We start from the raw sequence: 25,991 nt of genomic DNA, 5'->3' as shown, positions 1-25,991 counted from the left end.
GGCATCAGGTCATCTGAATGATGGTCTGCATGATGGTGCTCTGGGTGGAGATGGTCTTGGCGTTCGCCTGGTAGTTGCTCTGCGCCTTGATCAAATCAACCAGTTCGTTGGTCAGGTTGACGTTGGACTCTTCCAGCGAGTTGGACACTACCGAACCCAAGGTACCGGTTTTCGGTGCATCGATGCCAGGCACGCCCGAGGCGAAGGTTTCTTTCCAGCCAGAACCACCGATTGGCTGCAAGCCTTGTTCGTTGGCGAAGCTGGCAATGGCGACCTGGCCGATGGCCTTGGTTTGCTGGTTGGTGAAGTTGGCGGTCATGACGCCGCTTTCATCGATGGTCAGGCTGGAAATCTGGCCTGTCGCGTAACCGTCCTGATACTGCGCAGTACGTGCGGTTGGCGAAGCGTACGAAGTGGTTTTGGTCATGTCGAACGCGATACCGGCCGCGGCTGCGTCCGAACCGTTCAAGGCCCAGGTTGGCGGGTTGGTGTTGGCGTTAACCATCACGCCCGGCTTCCAGCCAGTCATGGTCAGGGTGGTACCCGTTTGCGTCCAGCCAGCACCGCCCACCAGAGTCTTGATGCTGCCATCAGGATTGAAGGTGATATCCGCCTGGATCGGCACCGGCGGCTCAGCCAGTGGGTTGGTTGGGCTACGGCCGTCCATGTAGGTGTAGACAGTCCAGGAGTTGGACGCCGCATTTTTAACGTAGTACTGGTCCATCGTGTGTTGGTTACCCTGCGTGTCGTACACAGGGGTGGAAATAGTTTTGTTGTAGCTGTTGGTGTCTTTGACGTTGAACGGGGTCACTGTTGGCAGTGGGTCCGAGGAGTTCAGGTTCATCGTCTGATCGACACGGGTGGTCGCATGCGGCGCCAGGCTCGAGGTGTCGATTTTCAGGTCGGTCAGCACACCGTTGATGATCTTGCCGTTGGCGTCTACGCCAAAACCCTGCAAGCGACGGCCGTTGTTGTCGACCACGTAGTTCTGGGCGTCAGTCTTGAACGCACCGGCCCGGGTGTAGCTCAGCGAGCCGTTGTCGCTCATGACGAAGAAACCGTTGCCCTGGATACCCATGTCCAACACGTTGCCGGTGTTGTTCACGTCACCCTGGCCGAACTGCTGGGAAACGTTGGCCAGACGCACGCCGTTGCCGACGGTCTTGCTGCCGGTACCCAGGCGCGTGGCCGAGTACACGTCTTCGAATTCTGCACGGGACGATTTGAAACCGGTGGTCGCGACGTTGGCGATGTTGTTACCGGTGACGTCCAGTTGTTTGTTGGCTGCATAGAGACCGCTAAGGCCGATATTGAAAGACATATTCCACTCCTTTGTGCCGTGTTAGTCGGCTCTATATACCAATGGTCTGTACTTTGGACAGGGCAACACTGCCCAGGCCTGCCAGGTTCAGCATCAACTCACCGCCGGTCTGGCTGATGGTCACGCTGTTGACGGTTGCCGGCAGGTAAGTCACCAGCGAGGTCGCCTTGCTGTCGTAAGTCGCGGTAGCTGCAAACTTGTAAGTGCCGGCCTTGGCCACTTCACCCGCATCGTTCTTGCCGTCCCAGATGAAACCGGCGTTGCCGGCCTGCTGACTGCCAAGATCGATGGTGCGAACCACTTTGCCATCGGTATCGGTGATCTTGATCGTGACCGGGTTCGTCGAGGCCGGTACGACCGCCGTACCGTTGAAACTCTTGGAGGTATCGACCACCGCGGTGTCGGTCTGGGCGACAACCGAACGACCCACCAGCGAAGAAGCCTGCAACGCTTGCGACGAGTTGTAGTTGCCGGCAATGCCGCTGACCGTATCGTTGAGCGTGGTGATGCCTTCCAGGCTGCTGAACTGCGCCAACTGCGCGACGAACGCGCCGTTGTCCTGCGGCTCCAGCGGGTTCTGGTTTTTCAGTTGAGTCACCAACAACTGCAAGAAGGCGTCTTTGCCCAACGCTTTATTGCCGGTGGCGCTGCTGGTAGCGGCGGCCAGGCCGTCGCTGCTGGTGTTGCTCTTGACCGAAGAATTGGCCAGGACATCCTTGATGCTTACGGCGCTGGTAGTATCGGTAACACTCATCTGAGTCGCCCCTTATCACTGACCGAGGGTCAGGACCTTCTGCATCATGGTTTTGGCGGTGTTCATCATTTCGGCGTTGGTCTGGAACGAACGGCTCGCGGAAATCATGTCGGCCATTTCTTCGACGACGTTGACGTTCGGGTAGTAGACGTAGCCCTTGGCGTCGGCAGCGGGATGGTTCGGCTCATAACGCGCTTCGAGGTTGCTCTGGTCTTCGACCACGCCGAGCACTTGCACGCCTTGACCGGCAGCGTCCTGGCTCTGGAACAGCGAATCGCTGCCGCCGCTCTGGCCGCCCTGGAACATGGTGGCGAACACCGGGTGACGGGCGCGATAGGTCTGGTCGATGCTCGACGAGACGGTTTCGGCGTTGGCGATGTTCGAGGCCACGGTGTTCAAGCGCGTGGTTTGTGCACTCATGCCGCTACCGGCAATGTTGAAAACACTGGATAGAGACATGACTTACTCTCCGCGCAGGGCTGATACCAGCCCTTTGAATTTGCTGTTGAGCAGGGTGAAGCTGGCCTGGAAGCCGACGGCGTTTTCCGCGTAGTTCGACTGTTCCAGTTGGGCGTCCACGGTGTTCTGGTCGATCGACGGTTGCATCGGCGTGCGATACAGCAGCGACTCGTCGCCATTGCCCAGGCCTTCAGCTTCGATATGACGGCTGTTGGTCATGTTCAAGGCAAAGGTACCGCCCTTGGTTTTCTCGTTCTGTGCGGCAAGCACTTTTGAGAAGTCCAGATCCCGAGCCTTGTAGTTCGGGGTGTCGGCGTTGGCGATGTTGTTGGCCAGGACTTCGGCACGCTGAGCGCGGAAGCCCAGGGCTTGTTCGTGGATACCGAGCGCTTTATCGAAGCTGATGCTCATGTCGGGAAACCTTCGGGTGACCTGATTTTTCGTAACAGAGACATAGCAAGCGGCGTGCCAAATCGAAAAACCCCGGAAACCGGGGCTTTGCCGGCAGTGGCAAGGGCGGCAATGCCAGAAAAGCGGCAACCGGTTTCCGCAGGCTGCCGCTTTTCTGCCGCTTATCGCCTTCGAAAGAACAACTCTTACCCTGTGGGAGCCGGGCTTGCCCGCGATGGCGGTGTGTCAGCCCCATCAAATTCGTCAGTGATACCGCCATCGCGGGCAAACCCGGCTCCCTCAAGGGTTTAGCGGTGTTGGTGGAAAACCATCAGGCATAAAAAACGGGAGCCCCTGAGGACTCCCGTTTTTTGTGCCGCCAACGAATCACTTCGCCTGGTAAATGATCCCCGGGCTGCACTGGACCATCTGGTAATGGTCCGGCAAACCGTTCAGCGCTTCAGACGCGCCGAGGAACAGATAGCCACCTGGCTTGAGCGTGCTGTGAATGCGCAACAGGATGTCTTTCTTCACCTCGGCGGAGAAGTAGATCAGCACGTTGCGGCAGAACACGATGTCGAACTTGCCCAGCGCTGCATAACTGTCCAGCAGGTTGAACGAACGAAACTCCACGCGGCTCTTGATCGGCGCCTTGATCGCCCAGCGTCCCGGCCCTTTCGGGTCGAAGTAACGCTGAAGACGCTCGGGCGACAGGCCACGGCCGATCGCCAGGCTGTCATACTCGCCGGTCTTGCAGTTGGTCAGCATGGTGCCGGACAGGTCGGTGGCGACAATCTGCGCCCCCATCTTCAACTGGCCCATGTTGACGCGTTCGAACTCATCGATGGACATCGACAGCGAGTACGGTTCCTGCCCCGACGAACACGCAGCGGACCAGATCCGCAAGCGCTGGCCGGGTGCAGCCTTGATCGCTTCAGGCAATACCTTGTTCTTCAACACTTCAAACGGATAGGTGTCACGAAACCACAGGGTTTCGTTGGTCGTCATCGCGTCCACCACCATCTCGCGCAAACCGCTGCGCGGCTGGGTCTGGATGCGCTGGACCAGCTCACCCAGGGATTTGATGCCTTGCTGTTCCATCAGTTTGTTGAGACGGCTCGAGACCAGGTACTGCTTGTTTTCACCGAGCAAAATGCCACAGGCTTTTTCCAGGAAGACCCGGAACTGTTCGAAATCCAAATTACCCGTAGACAAAGATACCGCCTCTTAAATCGTGTTAATCACCAGGGGCAGAAGGCCCCTAGCTGATATCTGCTGCTTTGATCCGGTCGACTACCCGGGATGCCAGGTCATCAGGACGGAACTTGGCAAGGAAGTCATCGGCACCGACTTTCTTGACCATCGCCTGATTGAATACCCCGGACAACGAAGTATGCAGGATGATATGAAGCTTTTGCATGCGTGGGTCGTTGCGGATCTCGGCCGTGAGGGTGTACCCGTCCATTTCCGGCATCTCGATGTCGGAAATCATCATCAGGAACTCTTCTTCCGGCTTTTTCCCTTCGTCGACCAGCTTGCGCAAGTAATCCAGCGCTTGCTTGCCGTCGTTCAACGCCACCACTTCGACACCGACGGTTTGCAGGCAACGAGTCACTTGCTTGCGCGCCACCGACGAGTCATCGACGGTCAGGACCGTCAAGGACAAGGCCTTGTGCTGGGTTTCGACATCGACCACACCGACCGAAATCGCTTCCGGTGTCGGCGCCACTTCCGCGAGGATTTTCTCGACGTCGATGATTTCGACTAACTGATTGTCGACCCGAGTCACAGCCGTCAGGTAGTGATCGCGTCCCGTGCCCTTGGGTGGCGGATGAATCTCTTCCCAGTTCATGTTGACGATGCGCTCCACCGAGCGCACCAGGAAACCCTGGGTCTTGGTGTTGTACTCCGTGATGATCACGAACGGATTGCTTTGATCTTTGAGCGCGCCGGAGCCGGTCGCCATGGCCAGATCAAGAATCGGAATGGTCGCCCCCCGGATATTTGCCACACCGCACACGACAGGACTGGATTTTGGCATCAGCGTGAGTTTTGGGCATTGCAGCACTTCCCGAACCTTGAACACGTTGATCCCATAGAGTTGCTGGCCGTCGAGACGGAACAACAGCAGCTCCAGGCGATTCTGCCCTACCAGTTGCGTGCGCTGGTTTACCGCATCCATTACACCAGCCATGCACAGACTCCTACACCAACGCTTAAGTGTGTTGCGACGCACGTTCATTGCTAAACGGCACGGCGCTTGCTTTTTAACTCTTATGAACACAGAACTGACATTTTTCCGACGCCTGACATCAAACGCTCGCCACGTGCTTTGCGCGATGTCGGCCGTCTGCCTGTTCAACGCTGGCAGCCCTGCCCTTGCTGACGCAGTTACCTTGCCTGACATGCTTATCGGCGTCACTCAGGGCTTTCTTGAGTTCACCGTAGAAGACTATTTGGCGACCAGTCAAACCGAAGGCCGTTATGAGATCGAGGTCAAGCAGCTCGATCCGCGCCTGCGCATGCCCATGTGCGACAAGGAATTGACAGCCACTCTGGAGAGCCCGGCGATCCCGATTGGCCGGGTCACGGTCAAGGTTCGTTGCGACAGCACCTCGCCCTGGACGGTGTTCGTGCCCGCTCAAGTCCGCCTGTTTCGCGACGTCGTCACCACCACGCGGCCCCTCAAACGCGCCGGCTATATCGAGCCGGGCGACGTCATGCTGCGCGAACGCGACATCAGCCTGATCGGCCAGGGATACTTCACCTCCATCGATCAGACGATTGGACAAAAACTTACCCGACCAACGGTCGCCGATCAGGTGCTGACGCTGGTCCATCTCGAACAGGCCGAAGTCATTTCCAAAGGTGACCAAGTGGTGATTACCGCCCGCAGTGGTACGCTCAGCGTGCGCATGCCGGGCGAAGCCCTGTCCAATGGCGGCTTGCGTGAACAGATCCGGGTAAAAAACCTCAACTCCCAACGGGTCATCAAGGCGCAGGTCATGGCGCCGGGCCAGGTGGAAGTGGCCATGTAGAAACTCTGCGCTTGCGAAAACATGGCGCTGGCCGTGGCTGTTCCCTAAACTGTGCCTCACGCAGGAAATGCGCTGGCGCATGCAGGCTCGTTGATAAATGGGCCTAAAGTTTTTGCAGGAAGAGCCGAAAACATGGCAAGCGTCCAAATTCCCAGAGGTTTTTTATCATGGTCATCGATTTCAGCCGTTTGAACAGTTCCTCGTCACTGACCGGCAGTACGCGTACCAGCGCCAACAAGGACACTGCCGAAGCCGGCAAATCCGCGCCGCTGAATACCCCGGCCGAACAGGCCAGTACCGCCAAAAGCGGGGAATCGGTACACCTCAGCAATGAGGCTCAACAGTTGCAGAAGGTCACTGACAAGCTGCGCGATCAGCCTGCCGTCGACAATGCCCGCGTGGCCGAGTTGAAAGCAGCGATTGCCGATGGCAGCTATAAAGTCGACAGCAACCGTGTAGCCAGCAAACTGCTCAACTTCGAAGCCCAGCGCTAGGCCCCCGGCCTGCGCCAGGCTTTTGGACGCTTAAACCCCAAGGCCAGCCATGCACGACACTAATTTACTGCAACTGATCATCGACGACTTTGCTCCAGCACAACACTTGCTGGAGTTACTGCAAACCGAGTCCCTCGCCTTGCATGGTCGCGACATGCCACTGCTCGAAGACATTCTGGCGCGCAAACAGGCAATGATCATTCTGCTCGAACAGCATGGCCGCAAGCGCAGCGAAGTCCTCGCCAGCCTCAATCTGCCCACCAATCGCAAGGGCCTGGAGCAACTCGCCAGCGAATCCAGCGTCGGTGACCAGTTACTTGCGCAAAGCGATGCCCTGACCGACCTTCTGGCTCAGTGCCAGGCCATCAACGTCAATAATGGTCAGTCGATCCTGGTCCAGCAGGCCGCCACGGCCAATCAGCTGAAAATCCTCACCGGCGGCGAACCACCCGCGCTTTACGATGCCCGCGGATCAACCGCCAAGCTAGCGAAGCCGCGCCCGCTCAGTCAGGCGTGAACCTGTTGATGAGTTCGCACTTTCAAGACGCGCTACATGATGGCAGTATGCTGGCCATGCGCAGTCACATTTTGTCCGGAGAACGATGAACCGTGCCCAATGCCTTAACCGCGGAAGATGCTCCGCAGCCACCCAAGGTGCTCTCCACGCCCATGGAGATCGCGGGTAACCTGCGGCAACTGCAAGAAAGCCATGACCCGCTGATCATTACGTTCCACGAACGTAACCAGCGCTTCCAGAGCTATCTGGTTGAGGTTGACCGTGACAACAACATGATTGCCCTGGATGAAATGGTGCCCCGCGATGGTGAGCGCTATCTGCTGGCAGGCGAATCGTTTCGGGTCGAAGGCTTCCACGACGGCGTGCGCATCGCCTGGGAAAGCAACGGCCCGCTGAGCATCGACGAACTCAGCGACGCACGCTGCTATCGCGGCAAACTCCCTGACGAAGTCGTCTACCATCAGCGCCGCAATGCCTTCCGGGCTGCATTGAAACTGGCGCAATTAGTCAATGTCGAACTGGGCGGTGAAAAGCTCAAGTCGCCCATCAAAGGCAAGTTGCTGGATATTTCCGCCACCGGCTGCAAGCTGCGCTTTGAGGGTGACATCACCAGCCGACTGCAATTGGGCCAGGTCTACGACCGCTTCGTCGCCGACCTGCCCTTCGGCAGCATGACCACCCCGGTGGAACTGCGTTACCTGCACTTCGAAGAAAGGATCTCCACCACCTTCGCCGGCATCCGCTTTCACAACATGAGCGGGCTGGTGCAGCGCCAGGTCGAGCGATTCGTGTATCAGCTTCAACGTGAAGCACGGCGCTTCGATAAAGACGATCTCTGATACACCGCGTCAACAAAAAACGGGCAGCCCCTTGCGGTGACTGCCCGTTTTTTTATGCATCAAAAAATCAAGGCCTGGCTTCAGTGAAACTTTGTTCGCGACCGGCGTCCGGGTCTTCCGGTGGCGTCGGCTCACCTTCCAGTTCCACCTCTGGTTCCGGCTCCGCTTCCGGATGCGGCGGACTCTGCATCTGCTCTTGAACGATCTGCTCGTCGACACGCGGGTCAAGGCACACCACCAGCGGCGAGCTCGACATGCTGTCCGGCATGGCGACGTGATGCAGCGGCGCATCGTCGACCTGATGCAGGTTGGTGACCGCTTTCGGACGGATCCGCCACACCAGCACCAGCGCGAAGAAACTGAAGAACGCGTAGAGCATGTGGCTGCCGAACAGCTTCATCAGCACCCCGGCGACCAGCGGCCCGATACTGGCGCCGACGCCGTAGGTCACCAGCAGCATCGCTGTCAGCGAGACCCGGCGATCACCCTCGACATGGTCATTGGAGAACGCCACCGCCAACGGATACAGGCAGAACTGCACCAGCGAACAGAAGAACCCGGAGATGAACAAGACCTCCAGCGGCACCTTCTGCAGAATCGCCAGCGGCAACGCGGCCAGTGCCAGGCTGAAGGCAAAACAGCGGATCAACAGCGCCCGGTCATAACGATCAGACAGCCAACCCAGCGGCCACTGCACCAGCAGGCCAGCAAAAATACAGCTACCCATGAACAGACCGACCTGCTCGGTGGACAACCCCTGCTGTGACGCATACAGCGGCGCCAGACCGTAGAACGAACCGACGATCAGCCCTGCCCCCAATACCGTGCTCAACGACTGCGGTACACGTTTGATAAAGAAGCGCGGCTCCATCGGCGCGGGGTGCAACGGCGCCGGGTGAATCCGTCGAGTCAGGGCCACCGGCACCAGGCACAGGGCAAAGCACAAGGCGACCAGCATCAGCAGCTCCAGGCCCAGGCCTGGATGCATGACCAGAATCAGCTGACCCAGCACCAACCCCAGGTAGGAAGCGATCATGTAGCCGCTGAAGACCATGCCGCGCTGCTTGGCATCGGCCTGCTCGTTGAGCCAGCTCTCAATGACCATGTACTGACACATCATCCCCAGGCCGACGATCACCCGCAGGAACAGCCAGGCCGGCAGCCAGTCGATCAATCCATGACCGAGCACCGCCGCACCGACGATCCCGGCACACGCGGCATAGGCACGAATATGCCCGACCCGGGCAATCAATCGGTGACCGATCTTGCCGCCCAGCACCAGGCCAAAATAGTTGGCCGCCATCAACGCACCGACCCACAAGCTGTCGACGTGATCGGCCGCCAGGCGCAAGGCCAGGTAAGTGCTCAACAGGCCCGAGCCGATCAACATCATCAGCGAGGCGAAATACAGCGCTCGAAAGGATTTCCAGATTTGGCGCATCGGCGTTCCGAGCGGCTCCTTGCAGTGAAGATCAGGCTACCGAAACGATAGCCCGAAGACGACGAAGCGTCAGGCCTGAGCAGCTAAAACACGCCGTTCCCAGGGAGTAATTTCATCAAAGAAGCTGGTCAGTTCCATGGACTTCGAAGCGACGTAGCCTTCGATGAACTCAGTGCCAAACAGTTCCTTCGCCAATTGGCTACGTTTCAGACGCTCAAGAGCCGCATGCAAGGTACACGGCAACGAAAGATTATCCGGCACGTCGAATTCGCCCTGGATCGCCTCGGTCGGCTCCAGCTCATTTTCAATGCCATGCAACCCGGCGGCAAGGCTGGCGGCGATCGCCAGGTACGGATTGGCGTCCGCTCCCGGCAAACGGTTTTCGACCCGACGAGCGACCGGTGAACTGGCCGGAATGCGCAACCCGGCGGCGCGGTTGTCGTGGGACCAGCAGGCATTATTCGGCGACGCGTACGGATGGCACAAGCGCTGATACGAGTTCACGTTCGGTGCAAACAACGCCGTGAAATCGGCCATGCCGGCCTGCTGGCCACCGATGAAGTGACGGAAGGTCGCGGTCGGCTGACCGGCCTCGTCGCTGAACACGTTACGCCCGGTGTTGATGTCGACAATGCTTTGGTGAATGTGCATCGAACTGCCCGGTGTGTGCGCCAGCGGCTTGGCCATGCAGACCACCGTCAAGCCATGCTTGAGCGCGACTTCCTTGAGCAGGTGCTTGAACAGCAAGGTCTGATCCGCCAGCAGCAGCGGATCACCGTGCAGCAGGTTGATCTCGAACTGGCTGACACCCATTTCGTGCATGAAGGTGTCGCGCGGCAGGCCCAACGCCGCCATGCAGGTGTAGACCTCACTGAAGAACGGCCGCAAGCCGCTATTGGAACTGACACTGAATGCCGACTGACCATCCTCGCGACGACCGTCCAGGCCCAGCGGCGGCTGGAACGGTTGAGTCGGATCGGGGTTGGGCGCAAACACGAAGAACTCCAGCTCGGTCGCCACCACCGGCGCCAGGCCGCGAGCCGCGTAACGCGCGATCACCGATTTGAGTTGACCGCGGGTCGACAGACTCGACGGTTCACCGGTCAATTCGTCCGCATCGCAAATGGCCAGCGCTCGGGGCTGTTGGCTCCAGGGCAAGCGATAGATATGCGCAGGGTCCGGCACCAACGCAAGGTCGCCGTCATCGCTGCCGTAAAAACGCGCGGGTGGATACCCGCCCATGATGCATTGCAGCAGCACACCCCGCGCCAACTGCAACCGACGTCCTTCGAGGAAACCCTCGGCCGTCATGACTTTGCCCCGGGGAACTCCATTCAAGTCCGGGGTGACACATTCAATCTCATCAATGCCCGCCAATCGCTGTGCGAGTGAACGATGGCCATCGGTAGTCATGACTCAATCCTTTGTTGTGCGAGCCGCGAACGGCGACCCGTACAAAATAGGCTTCACCTGTTCAGAATTTCAAGCAGCGCCACACAATAAAGAACGCTCAGGGCAGGTAAAGGCTGAATACACCGCCGCCCAACGGGCCGCCATTGCTGAGCCGGGTGCTGCCGACGACGCCATTGCGCTGATGCATCGCGGCGATGCGCCCGGCAAAGTACAGGCCCAGGCCGGTGCTACTGCTGCTGTAGTTGATGCCTTGCACATAATCCGCCTGAAACTCGATCATCTCCACAGGATAGCCGGCGCCATCATCATTGATGCTCAGCACCAGTTGACCGCCCTCGTCGCTGACGCTGATCAGCAGCGACTCGCGCGCGTAGCGAATGGCGTTGTTGATGATGTTGCCCAGTACCGAGGCGACCAGCTCGCGGTCGAAGAAACCCAGCGGGCTCAACGGGTCGACTTCATAGGTCGCAATAATACCGCGACTGGCGAACACGTCTTGATGGCTGGCCAGTTGCGCTTCAAGAAAGTCATCCAGGTCATGGTAGGCCGGTTGCAACGGCAACTGATTGACCCCCAGTTTGTACAGGCCCAACAACTGCACGAGCATGCCGTTGAGGTGGGCGAACTCGTATTCGATGACGCCCTGCTCCGGGCTGTGCTGCTCCGGGTCGGGCAAGCGCGCCAGCCACTGGCTGTGCGCCTGCATCAGCATGGCCAGCGAGTTCTTCATGTCGTGCACGGTGGAGGCAATCACCGTCGAGAAATCCAATGCCGGGTTGTCTTGGCTCATCCGCCGAACGCCTTGATTTTCAGTTTCTGATAGCGCGGATAACGCGCGTCGGTGTCGGGCATCAAGCCGACCATTTTCAGGCAGACCCGACATTCATCGATTTCCGCCGATGGCACACTGGTGTCGGTGCCGTGCAGCAGCGACTGCGCCATGTTCAAGGCGATACTGATGTTTTTCGGCTGCATCGCCAGCGCCTTGCGGAACACCGACCGGGCTTCCACCAGGTTGCCGGTCTTGTACACCCGCACGCCCTCACGATTGAGCTCGGCGGCGGCGTTGCTGGAACTGAGGATGGTCGGGGCGTCGGTCAACTTGGCGATGCCCTTCATCACCACCGGATCATCACCGTAGATTTCCGCGCAATTCTTCAGCATCGAGGCGCCCGCGCTGGCTTGGCCAAGCATTTGCAACTGCTTGGCCACCAGCAGCGCCGCTTCGGCACTCATGAATTGCTCCATGCCGTCGAGACGCATCATCGCTTGTTCGGTGAGTTTCTCGGCGGTTTCGGCGTCGTTGAGCAACAGGCTGGTGGCTTTCATCAGCCGCGCACGAATCTGCAGGCCCGGGTCGGATGGGTTTTCCTTGGCCACCAGGCTGAGGGTCGTGTTGATTTCCAGGCGGGTGCGGGTATCCAGGCCTTTCTCACTGCCTTTGCTGATCAAGGCGTGAGCCAGACCGAGGTTGCTTTCCGCATCCTTGAAGCGCGACTGCGCGCCCTGGGACACCGCCTGGCGATACGCCCTGGAGGCGGTGTCGAAATCTTCGTTGGCCATCGCCAGTTTGCCCAGCAAGGCTTGCCGGCGCACGGCCAGCGGCGACAGGCGAATGGCTTCTTCCAATACTTTCTGTGCGCCCTTGGTGTCGCCTTCGACCACCAGCACGTCGGCCATGCCGTCATACAGCGCCGGCATCATCGGAAACACTTTCAGGGCTTTTTCGTAGATGCCCTTGGCCTGGCTGACCTGGCCGCGCTTGAACAGCAACTGGCCCAACCCGGCAAATGCCCACGGCAACGGCCGATCAGCAATGATGCTGTCGTAAAGGCGCTCCAGCGCTTCGTTCTGATTCAAGTCGCGCAAGGCATCCGCGCGATAGCGCAGACACAGCGGCGAATAACGGATGTCCTTCTTGCACAGCTCGATGCAGGCATTGAGCACTTCCAGCGGCTTGCCACGGTCGAGGGCTTGCAGGATCGGCTTGAGCAGGTTCTTGCGCTGCTCCAGCCGCTCCAGACGCTGAGCCAGGCCCGAGCGGTTGAACGGCTTGGTCAGGTAGGCATCCGGTTCATGCTCCAGCGCACTGAGCACCATGGCCTGGCTGGTTTCGGCGGTGACCATGACGAACACGCTTTCATGGCTGATCAGCTTCTCGATCATCAAGTCTTCGAGGACCTGCTGACCGTTCTTCTTGCCGTCGCCGAGGTGGAAATCCTGCAGGATAAAATCGTAGGCCTTCTGCGAACACATGCGCAGCGCCTGCTCGCCGGAATCCGCGGTATCCACGTCCTTGACGCCCAGCTCTCGCAGCATGGACCTGACGGAACTGCGGAAATCCGAGACATCATCGACGATCAGAAAACTCTTTTGGTGATACGACAGCATCGAAGATTTCCAGGCAGTTTTAAGAAGAAGAGCATGACCGTTCGGGTTATCGGCCAGCAGTGCCGATACCTTGAGACGTCGTGACGCTCAAGCGATGGCTAAATATTTGAAGGTGTTATGTAAAAACGGGATTATTCTGTTTTATCGACGCGCGTGTTACCCCCGTTTTACGACAACGCCCCATGTCGCCGGTAGAAGGCAGAACAGATGACCAGCACCCCCAAACAACCGGCCGGCGCTTCCGAGCGCAAGGCCCCACGCCCGAGCGACCTGGACTTCCCGGTGGTCGGCATCGGCGCGTCTGCGGGGGGACTGCAAGCCATCAAGCTGTTTTTCCAGAACATGCCTCAAGACAACGGCATGGCGTTTGTCATCATTCTTCACCTGTCGCCCGACCATCAGAGCATTGCCGACAAGATCATCCAGGAATCGACGAAAATGCCGGTCCTGCAGGTCACCGAGACCGTGCCCATCGAGAAAAACCACGTATATGTCATCTCGCCGGCCCAGCGCCTGGCCATGGATGACGGTTTTCTAAAGGTCAGCAGCAACGCCGCGCGCGAGACGCGGCATGCCTCTATCGACCTGTTCTTCCGCGACCTCGCCGAGGTCCATCGCGAGCGTGCGTTTTGCCTGATCCTGTCAGGCAGCGGCTCCGATGGCGCGGTCGGTTTGTCACGCATCAAGGAACACGGTGGCGTGACCATGGCCCAGGTGCCGGAAGACGCCGAATTCGACGGCATGCCTCGCGCAGCCATCGATACTGGCATGGTCGACCTGATATTACCCGTCACGGAAATGCCACAAAAATTGCTCGAACTGTGGCAAAACGCCAAGGAAATCACGTTGCCCATTGCCGGTGACGCGGAACTGAAAACCTTCCACTCGGTGTCGGAACGCGAGGCCGCTATCAATGAACAAATGCTCCACGACATTCTGATCCAGTTGCGCACCGGCACCGGCCACGACTTCAAGCATTACAAACGCGCCACCGTGTTGCGGCGGATCGAACGGCGGATGCAAGTCACCGCCCAGCCCGACCTGGGCGCCTACTTCCGCTACCTGCAAAACAATCCCGAAGAAACCAAGGCGCTGCTCGGCGACATGCTGATTGGGGTGACCAACTTCTTCAGAGACCGAGAGGCGTTCGAAGCGCTGGAACGGGATGTTTTACCGCAACTGGTCAGCGCCGCCGTGTCGGCGCAACCGGAAAAAGAAGAAATTCGCGTCTGGTCCGCCGGCTGTTCCACCGGCGAAGAAGCCTACAGCCTGGCGATCTTGCTCAACGACCAGCTGCAACTGGACGCCAGCAAGGCAACGATGCAGTTGTTCGCCACCGACATCGATGAACGCGCCATCAGCGTTGGCCGCGCCGGGTTGTATCCGCAAGCGATCATCACCGATGTGCCGCCGACGCGGCTGCGGCATTACTTCGTCAAGGAGGACGATCACTACCGGATCCGCAAGGAAATTCGCGAACGGGTGCTGTTTGCCAAGCACAGCCTGCTGTCGGATCCGCCGTTCTCGCAGATCGACCTGATCGTCTGCCGCAACTTGCTGATCTATCTGGATCGCGAAGTGCAGCGTGAAATCCTGCAGATGTTCCACTTTGCGCTGCGGCCTGGCGGGTTCCTGTTTCTCGGCTCTTCAGAGAGCGCGGACGCTTGCCACGAATTGTTCGCCCCGGTGGATAAACGCAATCGCATCTTCCGCGCCAAGACCGGTACCGCCAACAGCCGTCGCACGCCGACCATGCCCCGCGGCGGTTACGTGCGGGTGAGTACGTCCCGCGAGGCGCCGCCCCGCGCGGTGCCGCGCAAGCTGTCCTTTGCCGACATTCACCAGCGTGCGCTTGAGCTCGCCGCGCCGCCGAGCATGATTGTCGATGCCAACGCCGAAATCCTGCACATGAGTGATGGCGCCGGGCGCTTTCTGCGGCATGTGGGTGGCGAACTGACGCGCAACCTGCTGACACTGATCCTGCCGGAGCTGCGCCTGGAAATCCGCACCACGCTGTTTCAGGTACAGCAGAGCAACCTGGTGGTCAAGTCCAGGGCCGTACCGCTCAAGCGCGGCAACCAGAGCTACATGATCAACCTCGTGGCTCAGCCTTATAAGGACGAAGAGTCGGATGGCGAGTACGTGCTGGTGATCTTCGAAGAAGTCGAAGTCGACCCGTCCGAACAGACCGCCACGACCCTGCTACAGACCGAAAGCCAGGTGCTGTCCAATCTTGAGCGCGAACTGCAACGAACCAAGTTGCATTTGCAGGACACCATTGAACAATCGGAAGTCTCCAGTGAAGAACTGAAAGCCTCCAACGAAGAAATGCAGGCAATCAACGAAGAGTTGCGCTCGGCCACCGAAGAGCTGGAAACCAGCAAGGAAGAGCTGCAATCGATCAACGAAGAGTTGCTGACGGTCAACTACGAGCTGAAAACCAAAGTTGAAGAAACCGACAAGATCAACGACTACCTGACCAACCTGATCGCTTCCACCGACATTGCCACGGTGTTTGTCGACCGCAACATGCGGATCAAATGGTTCACCCCGCGCGCCACCGACATTTTCAGCATGCTGCCGGTCGATACCGGCCGCTCGCTGCTCGACATCACCCATCGCCTGCACTACGACGGCCTGGCCAGTGACGCGGCGCAGGTGTTCGAATCGTTGAACATGATCGAACGGGAAGTCAGCAGCACCGACAAACGCTGGTACATCGCCCGCCTGTTGCCGTACCGCTCCAGCGAAGACCACATCGACGGCACGGTGCTGACGTTCATCGACATCACCAAGCGCCGCGCGGCGGAAGAAGATCTGCGCCTGGGTGAAGAACGCATGCGCCTGGTGGCCGAAAGCACCCGCGACTACGCGATCATCACCCTCGATGAACAGGGCATCATCACCAGCTGGAACAAAGGCGCCGAGCTGATCTTCGGCTACAGCAAGGCCGAGGCGGAAGGCGCTTTCTACGATTTCATTTTTTCCGCCGAAGACCGTGCCGCCGGGGTTCCCGAAAACGAACTGCTGGCAGTGCGCACCCAGGGCCGCAGCGAAGATGAACGCTGGCACTTGCGCAAGGATGGCAGCCGCTTCTTTTGCAGCGGCGAAGTGACCTTGCTCAGCGGCGACAACCTGCGCGGTTACGTGAAAATCGCCCGGGACCTGACCGGCCACAAACGTCAACACGAAGAACAGAGCCAGGAACTGGCCGAGACGCGCAATACCAATTACCTCAAAGATGAATTCTTTGCGGTCATGTCCCACGAGCTCAAGCACCCGTTGAACCTGATCCAGCTCAACGCCGAATTGCTGCGCCGCCTGCCCGTGACCAAGTCCCTGCCCCCGGCCGCCAAAGCGGTGAACACCATTTGTGATGCCGTCACCAGCCAGGCGCGGATCATCGATGATCTGCTGGACGTCGCCCGAGTGCGCACCGGCAAGCTAAAGCTGCAACCGGTCGCCGTCGACCTTGTCAGTGTGCTGCGCGATATCCATACCGTGGTCCTGAACGAGCAACACGAAACCAAGGTCGAGCTGCATGTGCCTTCAGGGCCGCTGATGGTCCACGCAGACCCGACGCGCCTGGAACAGATCATCTGGAACCTGGTGAACAACGCCCTGAAATTCACCCCGGCCAATGGGCTGGTTCAGCTGATTGCCGGTCAGGCCGGAAACAAGATACGGCTGGATGTCAAAGACAACGGCACCGGCATCGCTGCCGAAAACCTCGAACATGTATTCGATCTGTTTGGCCAGGCTGAAAAGCAACATGCCACGCATTCCCGCGAAGGACTGGGGATCGGGTTGTCACTGGTCCGCCAGTTGACCGAAGCACAACGGGGCACGGTCGAAGTGAATTCCCAAGGGCTGGGCGCGGGCTGTACGTTCAGCGTCTATTTGCCGATGGCCCACACCGATGACGCAGAGAAATCCTCCGCTCAGGTCAACGAGACCGCTGGCAGGTTAAGCGGGCTGACGATTCTGTTGGTCGATGACTCGGCCGAAGTGCTGGAAACCTTGAAGATGCTGCTGGAAATGGAAGACGCCGAAGTCATCGCTTTCGACCGGCCGGTAGCCGCTCTGGACGCGGCAAAACACACGCGCTTCGACTTGATCATTTCGGACCTGGGCATGCCGGTCATGAACGGTCACGAACTGATGAGCGCGTTACGCAAACTGCCTCAGGCCAAGGACGTGCCGGCGATTGCGCTGACGGGTTATGGCACCCGCAGCGACATTCAAAAAGCCCGGCAATCGGGTTTTAACCAGCACCTTGGTAAACCGGTGTCCTACGATGACCTGATCGAAACCATCGAGGCTCTGCGGCGCTCTTCGGTCCTCTGATCGGCCAGTTAACTAGTTCAAATAGGCGCGTTGCACGCAGACGCGCCGGTCAATGGCTTGGCGCAGGCGCTCCTTGTGGTCCGACCAGACCCTCGGATCGACCTTGCTGGCGCGCATCAACTCCAGCATGGCCGTCTTGGCCGCCAGGTATTCCGACCAGGCATCCTCGGAACGTATCTTCAAACGCTCGCGCTCGGTCATCTCCATGCGCCGCAGCGCCAGTGTCGGCTCATCGGTGATGACAGGACTGAGCGTCAATTGCGGCCGATGGGGCGCAACAAATGCCTGAGTGTCCGCCAGCCATTCCCTCGCTCGCTGCGCGCCCCACTTCAACGCCGTGCAATAGTGCTCACCGACGCGCCGATCGTGAAACTCCTCGCAGATTGCCCAGCCGTCGTCATCGTAAATACCCACAAACACCTGGGTGACGCCTTCGACGCTGGTCCGTGCCTGCACGTCAACCTGCAGGCCATTGCCGAGCACTTCTTCATGGGTGTGGAGCGGTAACCGACTGTTGGTCCATAACCAGAATTGAGCCCCCCTGCGTCGCATCGTTTCACCTCCTGAAATCATTTCAGGAGTAAGGCACAGCGATGACAGGTTTGCCATGTAGGTCGTCGGTTGGCCGGACATAAAAAAACCCTGTCGGATGGAGGTATCCGACAGGGCTTTTTTTATTGTTTCTAACGCAACAGATGCACTGCCAGACCCACAAGTGCACAGGCCATCAGCACCTGAATGACGCCCCGCTTGAAGCGGAACAAGGCAATGGCCGCGGCGATCGCGATCAGTGCCGAGGGCCAATCGAGTTGGCCGCTGAAACCCTTTGGCCACAGCACGTGATAGCCGAAGAAGCACGCCAGATTGAGAATCACACCCACGACGGCGGCCGTAATCGCAGTCAGTGGCGCAGTGAACTTGAGCTCATTGTGGGTCGACTCGACCAATGGTCCGCCCGCGAGGATGAACAGGAACGAGGGCAGGAAGGTAAACCAGGTCACCAGGCAGGCAGCGACGGCTCCCGCGAGAAAAACATGGTCGCTGCCGAACACTTGAGCAACATACGCGCCGACAAAACTGACGAAGGCCACGACCATGATCAACGGTCCAGGTGTGGTTTCGCCTAACGCCAGGCCATCGATCATTTGAGTCGGTGTCAGCCAGCCATAATGCCCGACCGCCCCTTGATAGACATAGGGAAGCACGGCATACGCACCGCCAAACGTCAGCAGGGCCGCTTTGGTAAAGAACCACCCCATCTGGGTCAGGGTGCCTTCCCAGCCAAAGAGCACGGTCAAAATCCCCATTGGCAGGCCCCATAACGCGGCGCCGATCACGGCCAGCGTTGCCAATTTCAACCAACTGAACCGGGCATGCTCCGGGGACGGGGTGTCATCATCGATCACAGCCGGGCCAAAGGACTTTTTGGCAGCTCCATGACCACCGGTCCTGAACTTATCGGGCGCCAGGCGTCCGCCGACATAGCCAAGCACTGCGGCACCCAGAACGATCAGCGGGAACGGCACATTGAACGCGAAGATGGCGGTGAATGAAGCGGCCGCTATCGCCCATAGCCAATTGTTCTTCAATGCCCGAGAGCCGATCCGATGGGCCGCCTGCACGACAATGGCGGTCACGGCAGGCTTGATGCCATAGAAAAGCCCGGCCACCACCGGCACGTCACCGAAGGCGATGTACATCCACGACAACCCGATCAGGATGAACAACGACGGCAGCACAAACAGTGCGCCGGCAATCACCCCGCCCCAGGTTCGATGCATCAACCAGCCGATATAGGTCGCCAACTGCTGCGCCTCTGGCCCGGGGAGCAACATGCAGTAGTTGAGGGCATGCAGGAATCGGCGCTCGGATATCCAGCGCCGCCGTTCGACCAGCTCTTGGTGCATGATCGAGATCTGCCCCGCAGGCCCGCCGAAACTGATGAAGCCAAGCTTCAACCAGAACCAGAACGCCTCACGAAGACTGATTGCGCCCGGCCTGGACAGCTTTTCTTCAACCATTAGCGCCAAAGCCTCTGGAAACGAACAAGCAGGGAATGTGCGATGCGGGCACTAACGGAAACGGCGCCTTGCGCAAGGCGCCATGAAATAGATGGTGTCCCAGGGCAGGTTCGAACTGCCAACCTTCCCCTTAGGAGGGGGATGCTCTATCCAATTGAGCTACTGAGACACACGTCGCCCGCACGAAATGCGGTGCGATGGACGGCGTGCATGTTAACGGGCAAGCCCGGATTTGTCATGTCGTCCGTAGGGCTTTTTAAGTGTAGGCAGACGCCCCACCGGGCTGTGGCTTTGTTTACCGTGCAAATTGCATCCCCTCAAAATGCCATCATTGCAATTTGCAATGCCACCCCTTCTCAACGACAAGTTAATTCCTTGTTTTTAAAGGATTTAATAGCCGTTAAACTATTGGCACGCGGGCTGCTTCAGCTGTTCTCAAGAACAACCGAGGTGAGCCTCATGAATCGCGCCCTTTTACTCTCGAATGCGATCGCCCTGGCAGTCCTGGCGGGTTTTCATTTTGCCCCCGAGAACAGCGCGGTGCAGGTCGCTCAACGTATGCCGCATTACCTGCAGCTGCAAAAAGCCCCGCAATTGGCGGTCATGAGCGATCAGGGCGGGTTTATTCGCCAGGATGTGAGCCAGGAAGGCCCATCGTTATCGCAGGCTTCCGAACGCTTTGTATTTTGAATCACCCTATCAGGAGCACAGCATGTCCAAATCAGCCGCAGGATTTTTGATCCTTGCCTTACTGAGCGGCATTCTTCATTTGGCTTTGGTTCAGGAGGTGGTTGTCACCCTGCCGCTGATTGCCTGCGGCGTTTTCGCCGGGTTGTTTGTGTTGGCGCTAATTGCCGGGCGAAAAATCAAGTTCGATCCGGTGCTGCGTTAAATTTCAGCAGATCGAGGAGATGGGCAACGGTCACGGCGAGCTCGCCAGAGTTATCGAGTCGATGGACTGGCATGTTGTCAGCCGCGAACTGTGTGTTGCGGTGTAGCCTGTCTTCTATGTCCGCCAGGCTCTCACGACCACGCCGCACCAGGCGTTCGCGCAACACTTCATCCTTGACGGTCAACAGTACCGGGATCAGATCGGGGTAACGCTGTAGCGCCTCGGCAAGATGAGCGCGAGAACCGTTGACCAATACATCCCGGCCCTCCTTTAGCCACTGATCGATCTGAATCGGAATCCCATAATCCAGGCCATTGGCCTGCCACGACAGCGCGAAGTCACCCGCGTCTTTCAGGTGCCGGAATTCCTCGCGCGAGACGCCGACAGCGTCCTCGCCCACCGACTCGGCCGAGCGCGTTATGACCCGGCGCACCACTTCGCAGTTCATCAACTGCAAAGGTTTTCGAGCCGCTTCAATGAGGCTGTCTTTGCCGGATCCGGAAGGCCCCATCATATAAATCAGCCTGCCATCCATCCTGAATCATCCCCCACAGCGAGTTCGCCCCTAGTAAATCGGCCAATTGCCACTATCCTGTATCAGACAAGGATCAAGGATCGAATCCGCATAGCATGCACCTTCAGACGTCTTCAGACATCATCTGCGGGAGCAAAGGACGCGGTCGGCAATGCGGCTCTGGGCAACTTTTCCAACCAGTCCACATTTCTGACAAGGGGTGCTGGCATTAAGCCTTTACCCGGCTCAATATTTGTCACAGAATTGACGCCAATGATATGGCTTCTTTGAGGCATGATGCGGGCCTCTTTCAATTCAGGTTGAACATTTGGCCAGTAAGCTTGTCCTACCAGACATCCTGCGGCCAATCCCGAGAACCGCTCCCCTGAACTAACCGGTTAAATATATGCGCCCATTGAAACAGGCAATTTATTCCAGCCGTACGGCTGACAAGTTCGTCGTACGTCTGCCAGACGGAATGCGTGAACGCATTGCCGAGGTGGCTCGCAATCATCATCGCAGCATGAACTCCGAAATCATTGCACGCCTTGAGCAGAGTCTTATTCAGGAAGGTGCACTGGGCGAAGAGTTGAGCATGCGCCTGGACAGCCCGGAGCTGTCATTGCACGAACGCGAATTACTGCAACGTTTCCGTCAACTGTCCCACCGCCAGCAAAACGCCCTTGTTTCGCTGATCGCCCACGACGCTGAAATGGCCGCAGACGCGTCCTGAATCACCCCGAAAGCTCAAGCCAGCATTATCGCTGGCTTTTTTTTGCCTGAAATTTGGCCATAAAAAACCCGCCAATTGGGCGGGTTTCTTAAAGCGGGTCAAGTCAGAGCAGGAAGATCGTCGCCAGCCCAAGGAAGATGAAGAACCCGCCACTGTCGGTCATGGCGGTGATCATCACGCTCGCGCCCATCGCAGGGTCGCGTCCAAGCCGCGCCAGGGTCATCGGAATCAAAACCCCCATCAACGCCGCCAGCAACAGGTTGAGCGTCATGGCGGCCGTCATGACCACGCCAAGGGACCAACTGCCGTAAAGCAGATAGGCCACCACGCCAATCACCCCGCCCCAGACCAGGCCATTGATCAGACCGACCGCCAATTCCTTGCGCATCAGCCGCGAGGTATTGCCGGTACTGACCTGATCCAGCGCCATCGCACGAACGATCATGGTGATGGTCTGGTTACCGGAGTTGCCACCGATACCGGCTACGATCGGCATCAATGCCGCCAGTGCGACCAGTTTTTCGATGGAGCCTTCAAACAGGCCGATCACCCGCGATGCAATAAACGCGGTAATCAGGTTTACCGCCAGCCAGGCCCAACGGTTGCGCAGGGATTTCCAGACTGACGCGAAAATATCTTCTTCTTCGCGCAGACCCGCCATGTTGAGAACTTCGTTTTCGCTCTCTTCACGAATCAGGTCGACCATTTCATCGATGGTCAGACGGCCGATCAGCTTGCCGTTCTTGTCGACCACGGGGGCCGAGATCAAGTCGTAACGTTCGAACGCCTGAGCGGCGTCATAGGCGTCCTCGTCCGGGTGAAAACTCACCGGGTCGCTGGCCATGACTTCCGAAACCTGTTTTTCCGGATCGTTGACCAGCAGACGCTTGATCGGCAGCACACCTTTCAGCACGCCGTCGTAGTCGACAACGAACAGCTTGTCGGTGTGGCCGGGCAGCTCTTTGAGGCGACGCAGGTAACGCAGAACCACTTCGAGACTGACATCCTCACGGATGGTCACCATCTCGAAGTCCATCAGTGCCCCGACTTGCTCCTCGTCGTAGGACAACGCGGAGCGAACGCGCTCACGCTGTTGACCATCGAGGGTTTCCATCAGCTCGTGGACGACGTCTCGCGGCAGCTCGGACGCCAGGTCAGCGAGTTCGTCGGCGTCCATGTCCTTGGCCGCGGCCAGGAGCTCGTGATCGTCCATGTCGGCGATCAGGGTTTCACGGACCGAGTCGGATACTTCGAGCAGGATGTCGCCATCGCGATCAGCCTTGACCAATTGCCAAAGCGTCAGACGATCGTCCAGCGGCAGCGCTTCAAGGATGTAGGCAACGTCGGCGGAGTGCAGATCATCGAGTTTGCGTTGCAGCTCGACGAGGTTTTGCCGGTGAACCAGGTTCTCGACCCGGTCGTGATGCGGACCTTCCTGGCGATGAGTCAGGTCTTCGACGACCCGCTGACGCTGCAACAGCTCAACAACTTGAGCGAGGCGGTCCTGCAGGCTTTCTTGCGTTTTCTTTACTTCAACTTCGGACATAGGCGAACTCCACTCCCAGCAGCGGGGCACGCCGGAAGGATCAATCAGTCAATTCATGATTGGTGAAACGGGGTACTGAGTAACTACTGGGTAAGTCCATGGAGGTATTCCACAAGCCCCGGCGGGGCTGACGGGCGCAATGATACACCGCCCAACGGTTTTAAACGTTAAAAAATCGTGGCTGAAACAAGCGCTTGCAAGCCAAACCTGAGCGCCACCCTATCTATCAAGTGCGACGACTCATTCTGAAAAGAAAACACACCATCTTCCAAAAATGTAGCAGCTACCCTTGGTATCGACCGTCAAGGAGGACGCCATATGCCATCGATTGCGTACTATTTTTTGCTGACCACCCTGCTCTGCCTGCCGCCCCTGTTGCACGCGAAGACTGTGCATCGCTGCGAAGCTGCCAACGGGCATGTCACCTTCACCACCTTGAGCTGTACGGCCGGAGAGAGCCTTTCATTGCAGGATGTGCGCACTTTCACACCCGGCAGCACGATGGCGCTCATGCCAGATGCCAACACTGGTGAAACATCAGGTATGAAAAACATCAGGAGAGAACCGATCATCGCGGGTCAGGCAGAAGACAAATGCGGGAACCTGATCAGCGCCAGGGAGCGACGCGAAGCGATCATCAATCAACGCGTCGTCGCAGGCATGAGTCAGCAGGACGTCGAGAGCGCACTTGGCAAGCCAGACAAGATCAATATCAGGAATTCATCAACGAGTTACCGCTACGACGCGAAGCGAGGCCGTAGCGCACAGGTCGAGTTTGATGAGAAAGGATGTACGAAAGGGAAAGCCAAATCCCAGACAGCAAAAAGCCCGCGTTAGACGCAGGCTTTTTGGTGTTTGGTGCACTCGACAGGATTCGAACCTGTGACCGCTCGGTTCGTAGCCGAGTACTCTATCCAGCTGAGCTACGAGTGCATTTGTTGCCGCGCATTATAGGCCGTTTAATCTCTATGTCAAACACTTTTTCTAGTAATTTCAACAACTTACCGAAGAAGCCAGATTACAACGTACTACGCAAATAATGGCGGAGAACGGGGGATTCGAACCCCCGACACCCTTTTGAGGTGTACTCCCTTAGCAGGGGAGCGCCTTCGGCCACTCGGCCAGCTCTCCGCAACACGGGGCGTATCTTAACCAACCTTTTCCCCGTTTGCAAACATAAAAAACGATAAAAATTAATGGCTTGGTTCTTCGTCCTTCTCTTTCTTTATACGCAGGTAAATTTCCTCACGGTGCACAGCAACCTCTTTCGGGGCGTTCACACCGATACGCACTTGATTTCCTTTGACGCCGAGCACGGTCACGGTGATTTCGCCATCACCAATAATCAGGCTTTCTGCGCACCGACGGGTCAGAATCAGCATACCTTTCTCCTAACGCATTTCATTTCAGGGACAACAGTCTGCAAAAAAAAGGCACTCGACCCACAACCAGAATGATCGCAGCCCTACATGCCTGAGTATTGACCAGCGCGAGCAAAAGAACAGTTTTAGGCCGCGCCATTCAAAAAAAGACAAAGGGCGCGGTCAGACCGCGCCCTTTGGTAAACGCATCACTCGCCCTGACGGGCCGGTGCGTCCAGTTCGAAAGCTGTGTGCAGAGCGCGCACAGCCAGTTCCAGGTACTTCTCTTCGATCACAACGGAGACTTTGATTTCCGATGTCGAGATCATCTGGATGTTGATGCTTTCTTTCGCCAGGGATTCGAACATGCGGCTGGCCACGCCTGCGTGGGAGCGCATGCCGACGCCGACGATCGATACCTTGGCAATCTTGGTGTCGCCCACGACTTCACGGGCACCCAGCTCGCCAGCGGTTTTTTCCAGCACGGCTTGCGCCGCCTGGTAGTCGTTGCGGTGCACAGTGAAGGTGAAGTCGGTGGTGTTATCGTGCGCGACGTTCTGCACGATCATGTCGACTTCGATGTTCGCGGCACTGATCGGGCCGAGAATCTTGAATGCAACGCCCGGGATGTCTGGCACGCCACGGATGGTCAGCTTGGCTTCATCGCGGTTGAATGCGATACCGGAAATGATCGGCTGTTCCATGGTTTCCTCTTCATCAATAGTAATGAGGGTGCCCGGACCCTCCTTGAAGCTGTGCAGTACGCGCAGCGGAACGTTGTACTTGCCGGCAAACTCGACCGCACGGATCTGCAGTACCTTGGAACCGAGGCTGGCCATTTCCAGCATCTCTTCGAAGGTAATCTTTTCCAGGCGTTGAGCCACGGACACCACACGCGGGTCGGTGGTGTAGACACCATCGACGTCGGTGTAGATCTGGCATTCATCAGCCTTCAGGGCTGCGGCCAGCGCCACGCCGGTGGTGTCGGAACCGCCGCGACCGAGGGTGGTGATGTTGCCGTGCTCGTCGACGCCCTGGAAACCGGCGACAACCACTACGCGACCGGCTTTCAGATCACCACGAATCTTCTGGTCATCAATCTGCAAGATACGCGCTTTATTGTGCGCGCTATCGGTCAGAATCCGCACCTGATTACCGGTGTAGGACACCGCTGGCACGCCGCGCTTGATCAGCGCCATGGCCAACAGTGCAATCGTCACCTGCTCACCGGTGGAAACGATCACATCCAGCTCGCGGGGAACCGGTTGGCCGTCGCCACTGATTTGCTTGGCCAGATCGATCAGACGGTTGGTTTCGCCGCTCATTGCAGACAGCACAACCACCAGGTCATCGCCAGCATCGCGGAATTTCTTAACCTTGTCGGCGACCTGCTCGATTCTCTCGACAGTGCCGACCGAGGTGCCTCCAAATTTCTGTACGATCAAAGCCATTTCAAAGCCGCCTCTGCCCATGAAGGGCGCCCAAATAATCACTCAAACAGCGTTCTGACCCGCTACTAG

Annotated in this window: 25 protein-coding genes and 3 tRNA genes; 9 read left to right on the top strand and 19 right to left on the bottom strand. The window is 58.1% G+C overall.

The genetic code is table 11. From position 1 onward, the window contains the following. Positions 1-4 precede the first annotated feature (4 nt). From flgE to D882_RS0114720, 6 genes are all read right to left on the bottom strand, one after another. On the bottom strand, positions 5-1,321 hold the full coding sequence (flgE, locus tag D882_RS0114745; protein ID WP_027923956.1) for a flagellar hook protein FlgE: 1,317 nt from the start codon (positions 1,319-1,321) through the stop codon (positions 5-7). Positions 1,322-1,352: 31 nt separating this feature from the next. Beyond that, positions 1,353-2,075, bottom strand: a complete 723-nt coding sequence (gene flgD, locus D882_RS0114740; protein ID WP_027923955.1) for a flagellar hook assembly protein FlgD — start codon at positions 2,073-2,075, stop codon at positions 1,353-1,355. A 15-nt stretch (positions 2,076-2,090) separates the two neighbouring features. Next, a complete protein-coding gene (gene flgC, locus D882_RS0114735; RefSeq protein WP_007980123.1) occupies positions 2,091-2,534 on the bottom strand; it encodes a flagellar basal body rod protein FlgC in 444 nt (147 codons plus the stop codon). Between the two features lie 3 nt (positions 2,535-2,537). Continuing rightward, positions 2,538-2,945 carry a flagellar basal body rod protein FlgB gene (flgB, locus tag D882_RS0114730; RefSeq protein ID WP_027923954.1) on the bottom strand — a complete coding sequence of 136 codons (408 nt, stop codon included), beginning with the start codon at positions 2,943-2,945 and terminating at the stop codon, positions 2,538-2,540. Between the two features lie 366 nt (positions 2,946-3,311). Next, positions 3,312-4,139, bottom strand: a complete 828-nt coding sequence (cheR, locus tag D882_RS0114725) for a protein-glutamate O-methyltransferase CheR (protein ID WP_010457158.1) — start codon at positions 4,137-4,139, stop codon at positions 3,312-3,314. Positions 4,140-4,185: 46 nt separating this feature from the next. Next, positions 4,186-5,118 carry a chemotaxis protein CheV gene (locus D882_RS0114720; RefSeq protein ID WP_027923953.1) on the bottom strand — a complete coding sequence of 311 codons (933 nt, stop codon included), beginning with the start codon at positions 5,116-5,118 and terminating at the stop codon, positions 4,186-4,188. An 82-nt stretch (positions 5,119-5,200) separates the two neighbouring features. Between D882_RS0114720 and flgA the strand changes: the two genes are divergently transcribed. The 4 genes from flgA (at position 5,201) to D882_RS0114700 (ending at position 7,812) form a co-directional block, all read left to right on the top strand. Further along, positions 5,201-5,962: a flagellar basal body P-ring formation chaperone FlgA gene (flgA, locus tag D882_RS0114715; RefSeq protein ID WP_081743963.1), complete on the top strand. Its 762-nt coding sequence runs from the start codon at positions 5,201-5,203 to the stop codon at positions 5,960-5,962. A 167-nt stretch (positions 5,963-6,129) separates the two neighbouring features. Further along, the gene (gene flgM, locus D882_RS0114710) at positions 6,130-6,456 is read left to right on the top strand and encodes a flagellar biosynthesis anti-sigma factor FlgM (RefSeq protein ID WP_027923951.1); all 327 of its coding nucleotides are present in this window, start codon (positions 6,130-6,132) and stop codon (positions 6,454-6,456) included. A gap of 49 nt (positions 6,457-6,505) precedes the next feature. Further along, positions 6,506-6,973 carry a flagella synthesis protein FlgN gene (locus tag D882_RS0114705; RefSeq protein WP_027923950.1) on the top strand — a complete coding sequence of 156 codons (468 nt, stop codon included), beginning with the start codon at positions 6,506-6,508 and terminating at the stop codon, positions 6,971-6,973. Between the two features lie 92 nt (positions 6,974-7,065). Continuing rightward, positions 7,066-7,812, top strand: coding sequence for a flagellar brake protein (locus D882_RS0114700; protein WP_027923949.1), 747 nt, complete (start codon positions 7,066-7,068; stop codon positions 7,810-7,812). Between the two features lie 67 nt (positions 7,813-7,879). On the opposite strand, the gene D882_RS0114695 is transcribed toward D882_RS0114700, so the two are convergent. The 4 genes from D882_RS0114695 to D882_RS0114680 all read right to left on the bottom strand — a co-directional run bounded on the left by D882_RS0114695 (position 7,880) and on the right by D882_RS0114680 (position 13,057). Then, positions 7,880-9,253 (bottom strand): MFS transporter, encoded by a 1,374-nt coding sequence (locus tag D882_RS0114695; protein ID WP_027923948.1) that lies wholly within the window; start codon positions 9,251-9,253, stop codon positions 7,880-7,882. 69 nt (positions 9,254-9,322) lie between these two features. Further along, positions 9,323-10,564, bottom strand: a complete 1,242-nt coding sequence (locus D882_RS0114690) for a glutamine synthetase family protein (protein WP_172825979.1) — start codon at positions 10,562-10,564, stop codon at positions 9,323-9,325. A 199-nt stretch (positions 10,565-10,763) separates the two neighbouring features. Continuing rightward, complete coding sequence (locus D882_RS0114685) at positions 10,764-11,456, bottom strand: sensor histidine kinase KdpD (RefSeq protein WP_027923946.1); 693 nt, start codon at positions 11,454-11,456, stop codon at positions 10,764-10,766. Then, positions 11,453-13,057: a tetratricopeptide repeat-containing response regulator gene (locus tag D882_RS0114680; RefSeq protein WP_027923945.1), complete on the bottom strand. Its 1,605-nt coding sequence runs from the start codon at positions 13,055-13,057 to the stop codon at positions 11,453-11,455. Before D882_RS0114680 ends, D882_RS0114685 begins: the two co-directional genes overlap by 4 nt. A 207-nt stretch (positions 13,058-13,264) precedes the next feature. On the opposite strand from D882_RS0114680, the gene D882_RS0114675 reads away from it, so the two are divergent. After that, entirely contained in the window at positions 13,265-17,404 is a 4,140-nt protein-coding gene (locus D882_RS0114675; RefSeq protein WP_027923944.1) for a CheR family methyltransferase, read from the top strand. Between the two features lie 12 nt (positions 17,405-17,416). Here the strand turns inward: D882_RS0114675 and D882_RS0114670 are convergent, their stop codons facing one another. From D882_RS0114670 to D882_RS0114660, 3 genes are all read right to left on the bottom strand, one after another. After that, positions 17,417-17,956, bottom strand: a complete 540-nt coding sequence (locus tag D882_RS0114670) for a hypothetical protein (protein ID WP_027923943.1) — start codon at positions 17,954-17,956, stop codon at positions 17,417-17,419. A 131-nt stretch (positions 17,957-18,087) separates the two neighbouring features. Next, entirely contained in the window at positions 18,088-19,425 is a 1,338-nt protein-coding gene (gene chrA, locus D882_RS0114665) for a chromate efflux transporter (RefSeq protein WP_027923942.1), read from the bottom strand. 92 nt (positions 19,426-19,517) lie between these two features. Continuing rightward, positions 19,518-19,594 (bottom strand) — tRNA-Arg (locus tag D882_RS0114660). A gap of 290 nt (positions 19,595-19,884) precedes the next feature. Here D882_RS0114660 and D882_RS0114655 point away from each other — a divergent pair. Together D882_RS0114655 and D882_RS0114650 are read left to right on the top strand one after the other, a co-directional pair. Next, positions 19,885-20,115 (top strand): hypothetical protein, encoded by a 231-nt coding sequence (locus tag D882_RS0114655; RefSeq protein WP_027923941.1) that lies wholly within the window; start codon positions 19,885-19,887, stop codon positions 20,113-20,115. A 22-nt stretch (positions 20,116-20,137) separates the two neighbouring features. Further along, positions 20,138-20,317, top strand: a complete 180-nt coding sequence (locus D882_RS0114650) for a PA3371 family protein (RefSeq protein ID WP_027923940.1) — start codon at positions 20,138-20,140, stop codon at positions 20,315-20,317. Here D882_RS0114650 and phnN read toward each other — a convergent pair. Next, positions 20,292-20,852 carry a phosphonate metabolism protein/1,5-bisphosphokinase (PRPP-forming) PhnN gene (phnN, locus tag D882_RS0114645; RefSeq protein ID WP_027923939.1) on the bottom strand — a complete coding sequence of 187 codons (561 nt, stop codon included), beginning with the start codon at positions 20,850-20,852 and terminating at the stop codon, positions 20,292-20,294. The genes D882_RS0114650 and phnN overlap by 26 nt on opposite strands. A gap of 385 nt (positions 20,853-21,237) precedes the next feature. Between phnN and D882_RS0114640 the strand changes: the two genes are divergently transcribed. Then, on the top strand, positions 21,238-21,564 hold the full coding sequence (locus D882_RS0114640) for an Arc family DNA-binding protein (RefSeq protein WP_003178899.1): 327 nt from the start codon (positions 21,238-21,240) through the stop codon (positions 21,562-21,564). A 103-nt stretch (positions 21,565-21,667) separates the two neighbouring features. Here the strand turns inward: D882_RS0114640 and mgtE are convergent, their stop codons facing one another. Next, positions 21,668-23,110: a magnesium transporter gene (gene mgtE / locus D882_RS0114635; protein WP_010457218.1), complete on the bottom strand. Its 1,443-nt coding sequence runs from the start codon at positions 23,108-23,110 to the stop codon at positions 21,668-21,670. Positions 23,111-23,428: 318 nt separating this feature from the next. Between mgtE and D882_RS0114630 the strand changes: the two genes are divergently transcribed. Further along, positions 23,429-23,947 carry a hypothetical protein gene (locus tag D882_RS0114630; protein ID WP_027923938.1) on the top strand — a complete coding sequence of 173 codons (519 nt, stop codon included), beginning with the start codon at positions 23,429-23,431 and terminating at the stop codon, positions 23,945-23,947. A gap of 19 nt (positions 23,948-23,966) precedes the next feature. Here the strand turns inward: D882_RS0114630 and D882_RS0114625 are convergent. From D882_RS0114625 to D882_RS0114610, 4 genes are all read right to left on the bottom strand, one after another. Next, positions 23,967-24,043, bottom strand: a tRNA-Arg gene (locus D882_RS0114625). Positions 24,044-24,150: 107 nt separating this feature from the next. Continuing rightward, a tRNA-Ser gene (locus D882_RS0114620) sits at positions 24,151-24,241 on the bottom strand. Between the two features lie 62 nt (positions 24,242-24,303). Then, the gene (gene csrA / locus D882_RS0114615) at positions 24,304-24,492 is read right to left on the bottom strand and encodes a carbon storage regulator CsrA (protein WP_002554426.1); all 189 of its coding nucleotides are present in this window, start codon (positions 24,490-24,492) and stop codon (positions 24,304-24,306) included. Positions 24,493-24,680: 188 nt separating this feature from the next. Then, the gene (locus tag D882_RS0114610) at positions 24,681-25,922 is read right to left on the bottom strand and encodes an aspartate kinase (protein WP_027923937.1); all 1,242 of its coding nucleotides are present in this window, start codon (positions 25,920-25,922) and stop codon (positions 24,681-24,683) included. Positions 25,923-25,991 lie beyond the last annotated feature (69 nt).

Origin of the sequence: Pseudomonas sp. URMO17WK12:I12 (assembly GCF_000514395.1) — a bacterium.
In the GTDB taxonomy this organism is placed as follows: domain Bacteria; phylum Pseudomonadota; class Gammaproteobacteria; order Pseudomonadales; family Pseudomonadaceae; genus Aquipseudomonas; species Aquipseudomonas mucoides.
The sequence above is the reverse complement of the archived record's forward strand: the minus strand, read 5'-3'. Positions and strand labels throughout refer to the sequence as shown.

Excerpts from the sequence above, each read along its gene's own strand:
- flgE (WP_027923956.1), bottom strand. The coding sequence starts at position 1,321 with ATGTCTTTCAATATCGGCCTTAGCGGTCTCTATGCAGCCAACAAACAA.
- flgD (WP_027923955.1), bottom strand. The coding sequence starts at position 2,075 with ATGAGTGTTACCGATACTACCAGCGCCGTAAGCATCAAGGATGTCCTG.
- flgC (WP_007980123.1), bottom strand. The coding sequence starts at position 2,534 with ATGTCTCTATCCAGTGTTTTCAACATTGCCGGTAGCGGCATGAGTGCA.
- flgB (WP_027923954.1), bottom strand. The coding sequence starts at position 2,945 with ATGAGCATCAGCTTCGATAAAGCGCTCGGTATCCACGAACAAGCCCTG.
- D882_RS0114720 (WP_027923953.1), bottom strand. The coding sequence starts at position 5,118 with ATGGCTGGTGTAATGGATGCGGTAAACCAGCGCACGCAACTGGTAGGG.
- flgA (WP_081743963.1), top strand. The coding sequence starts at position 5,201 with ATGAACACAGAACTGACATTTTTCCGACGCCTGACATCAAACGCTCGC.
- flgM (WP_027923951.1), top strand. The coding sequence starts at position 6,130 with ATGGTCATCGATTTCAGCCGTTTGAACAGTTCCTCGTCACTGACCGGC.
- D882_RS0114705 (WP_027923950.1), top strand. The coding sequence starts at position 6,506 with ATGCACGACACTAATTTACTGCAACTGATCATCGACGACTTTGCTCCA.
- D882_RS0114695 (WP_027923948.1), bottom strand. The coding sequence starts at position 9,253 with ATGCGCCAAATCTGGAAATCCTTTCGAGCGCTGTATTTCGCCTCGCTG.
- D882_RS0114690 (WP_172825979.1), bottom strand. The coding sequence starts at position 10,564 with ATGACGGCCGAGGGTTTCCTCGAAGGACGTCGGTTGCAGTTGGCGCGG.
- D882_RS0114685 (WP_027923946.1), bottom strand. The coding sequence starts at position 11,456 with ATGAGCCAAGACAACCCGGCATTGGATTTCTCGACGGTGATTGCCTCC.
- D882_RS0114680 (WP_027923945.1), bottom strand. The coding sequence starts at position 13,057 with ATGCTGTCGTATCACCAAAAGAGTTTTCTGATCGTCGATGATGTCTCG.
- D882_RS0114675 (WP_027923944.1), top strand. The coding sequence starts at position 13,265 with ATGACCAGCACCCCCAAACAACCGGCCGGCGCTTCCGAGCGCAAGGCC.
- D882_RS0114670 (WP_027923943.1), bottom strand. The coding sequence starts at position 17,956 with ATGCGACGCAGGGGGGCTCAATTCTGGTTATGGACCAACAGTCGGTTA.
- chrA (WP_027923942.1), bottom strand. The coding sequence starts at position 19,425 with ATGGTTGAAGAAAAGCTGTCCAGGCCGGGCGCAATCAGTCTTCGTGAG.
- D882_RS0114655 (WP_027923941.1), top strand. The coding sequence starts at position 19,885 with ATGAATCGCGCCCTTTTACTCTCGAATGCGATCGCCCTGGCAGTCCTG.
- D882_RS0114650 (WP_027923940.1), top strand. The coding sequence starts at position 20,138 with ATGTCCAAATCAGCCGCAGGATTTTTGATCCTTGCCTTACTGAGCGGC.
- phnN (WP_027923939.1), bottom strand. The coding sequence starts at position 20,852 with ATGGATGGCAGGCTGATTTATATGATGGGGCCTTCCGGATCCGGCAAA.
- D882_RS0114640 (WP_003178899.1), top strand. The coding sequence starts at position 21,238 with ATGCGCCCATTGAAACAGGCAATTTATTCCAGCCGTACGGCTGACAAG.
- mgtE (WP_010457218.1), bottom strand. The coding sequence starts at position 23,110 with ATGTCCGAAGTTGAAGTAAAGAAAACGCAAGAAAGCCTGCAGGACCGC.
- D882_RS0114630 (WP_027923938.1), top strand. The coding sequence starts at position 23,429 with ATGCCATCGATTGCGTACTATTTTTTGCTGACCACCCTGCTCTGCCTG.
- csrA (WP_002554426.1), bottom strand. The coding sequence starts at position 24,492 with ATGCTGATTCTGACCCGTCGGTGCGCAGAAAGCCTGATTATTGGTGAT.
- D882_RS0114610 (WP_027923937.1), bottom strand. The coding sequence starts at position 25,922 with ATGGCTTTGATCGTACAGAAATTTGGAGGCACCTCGGTCGGCACTGTC.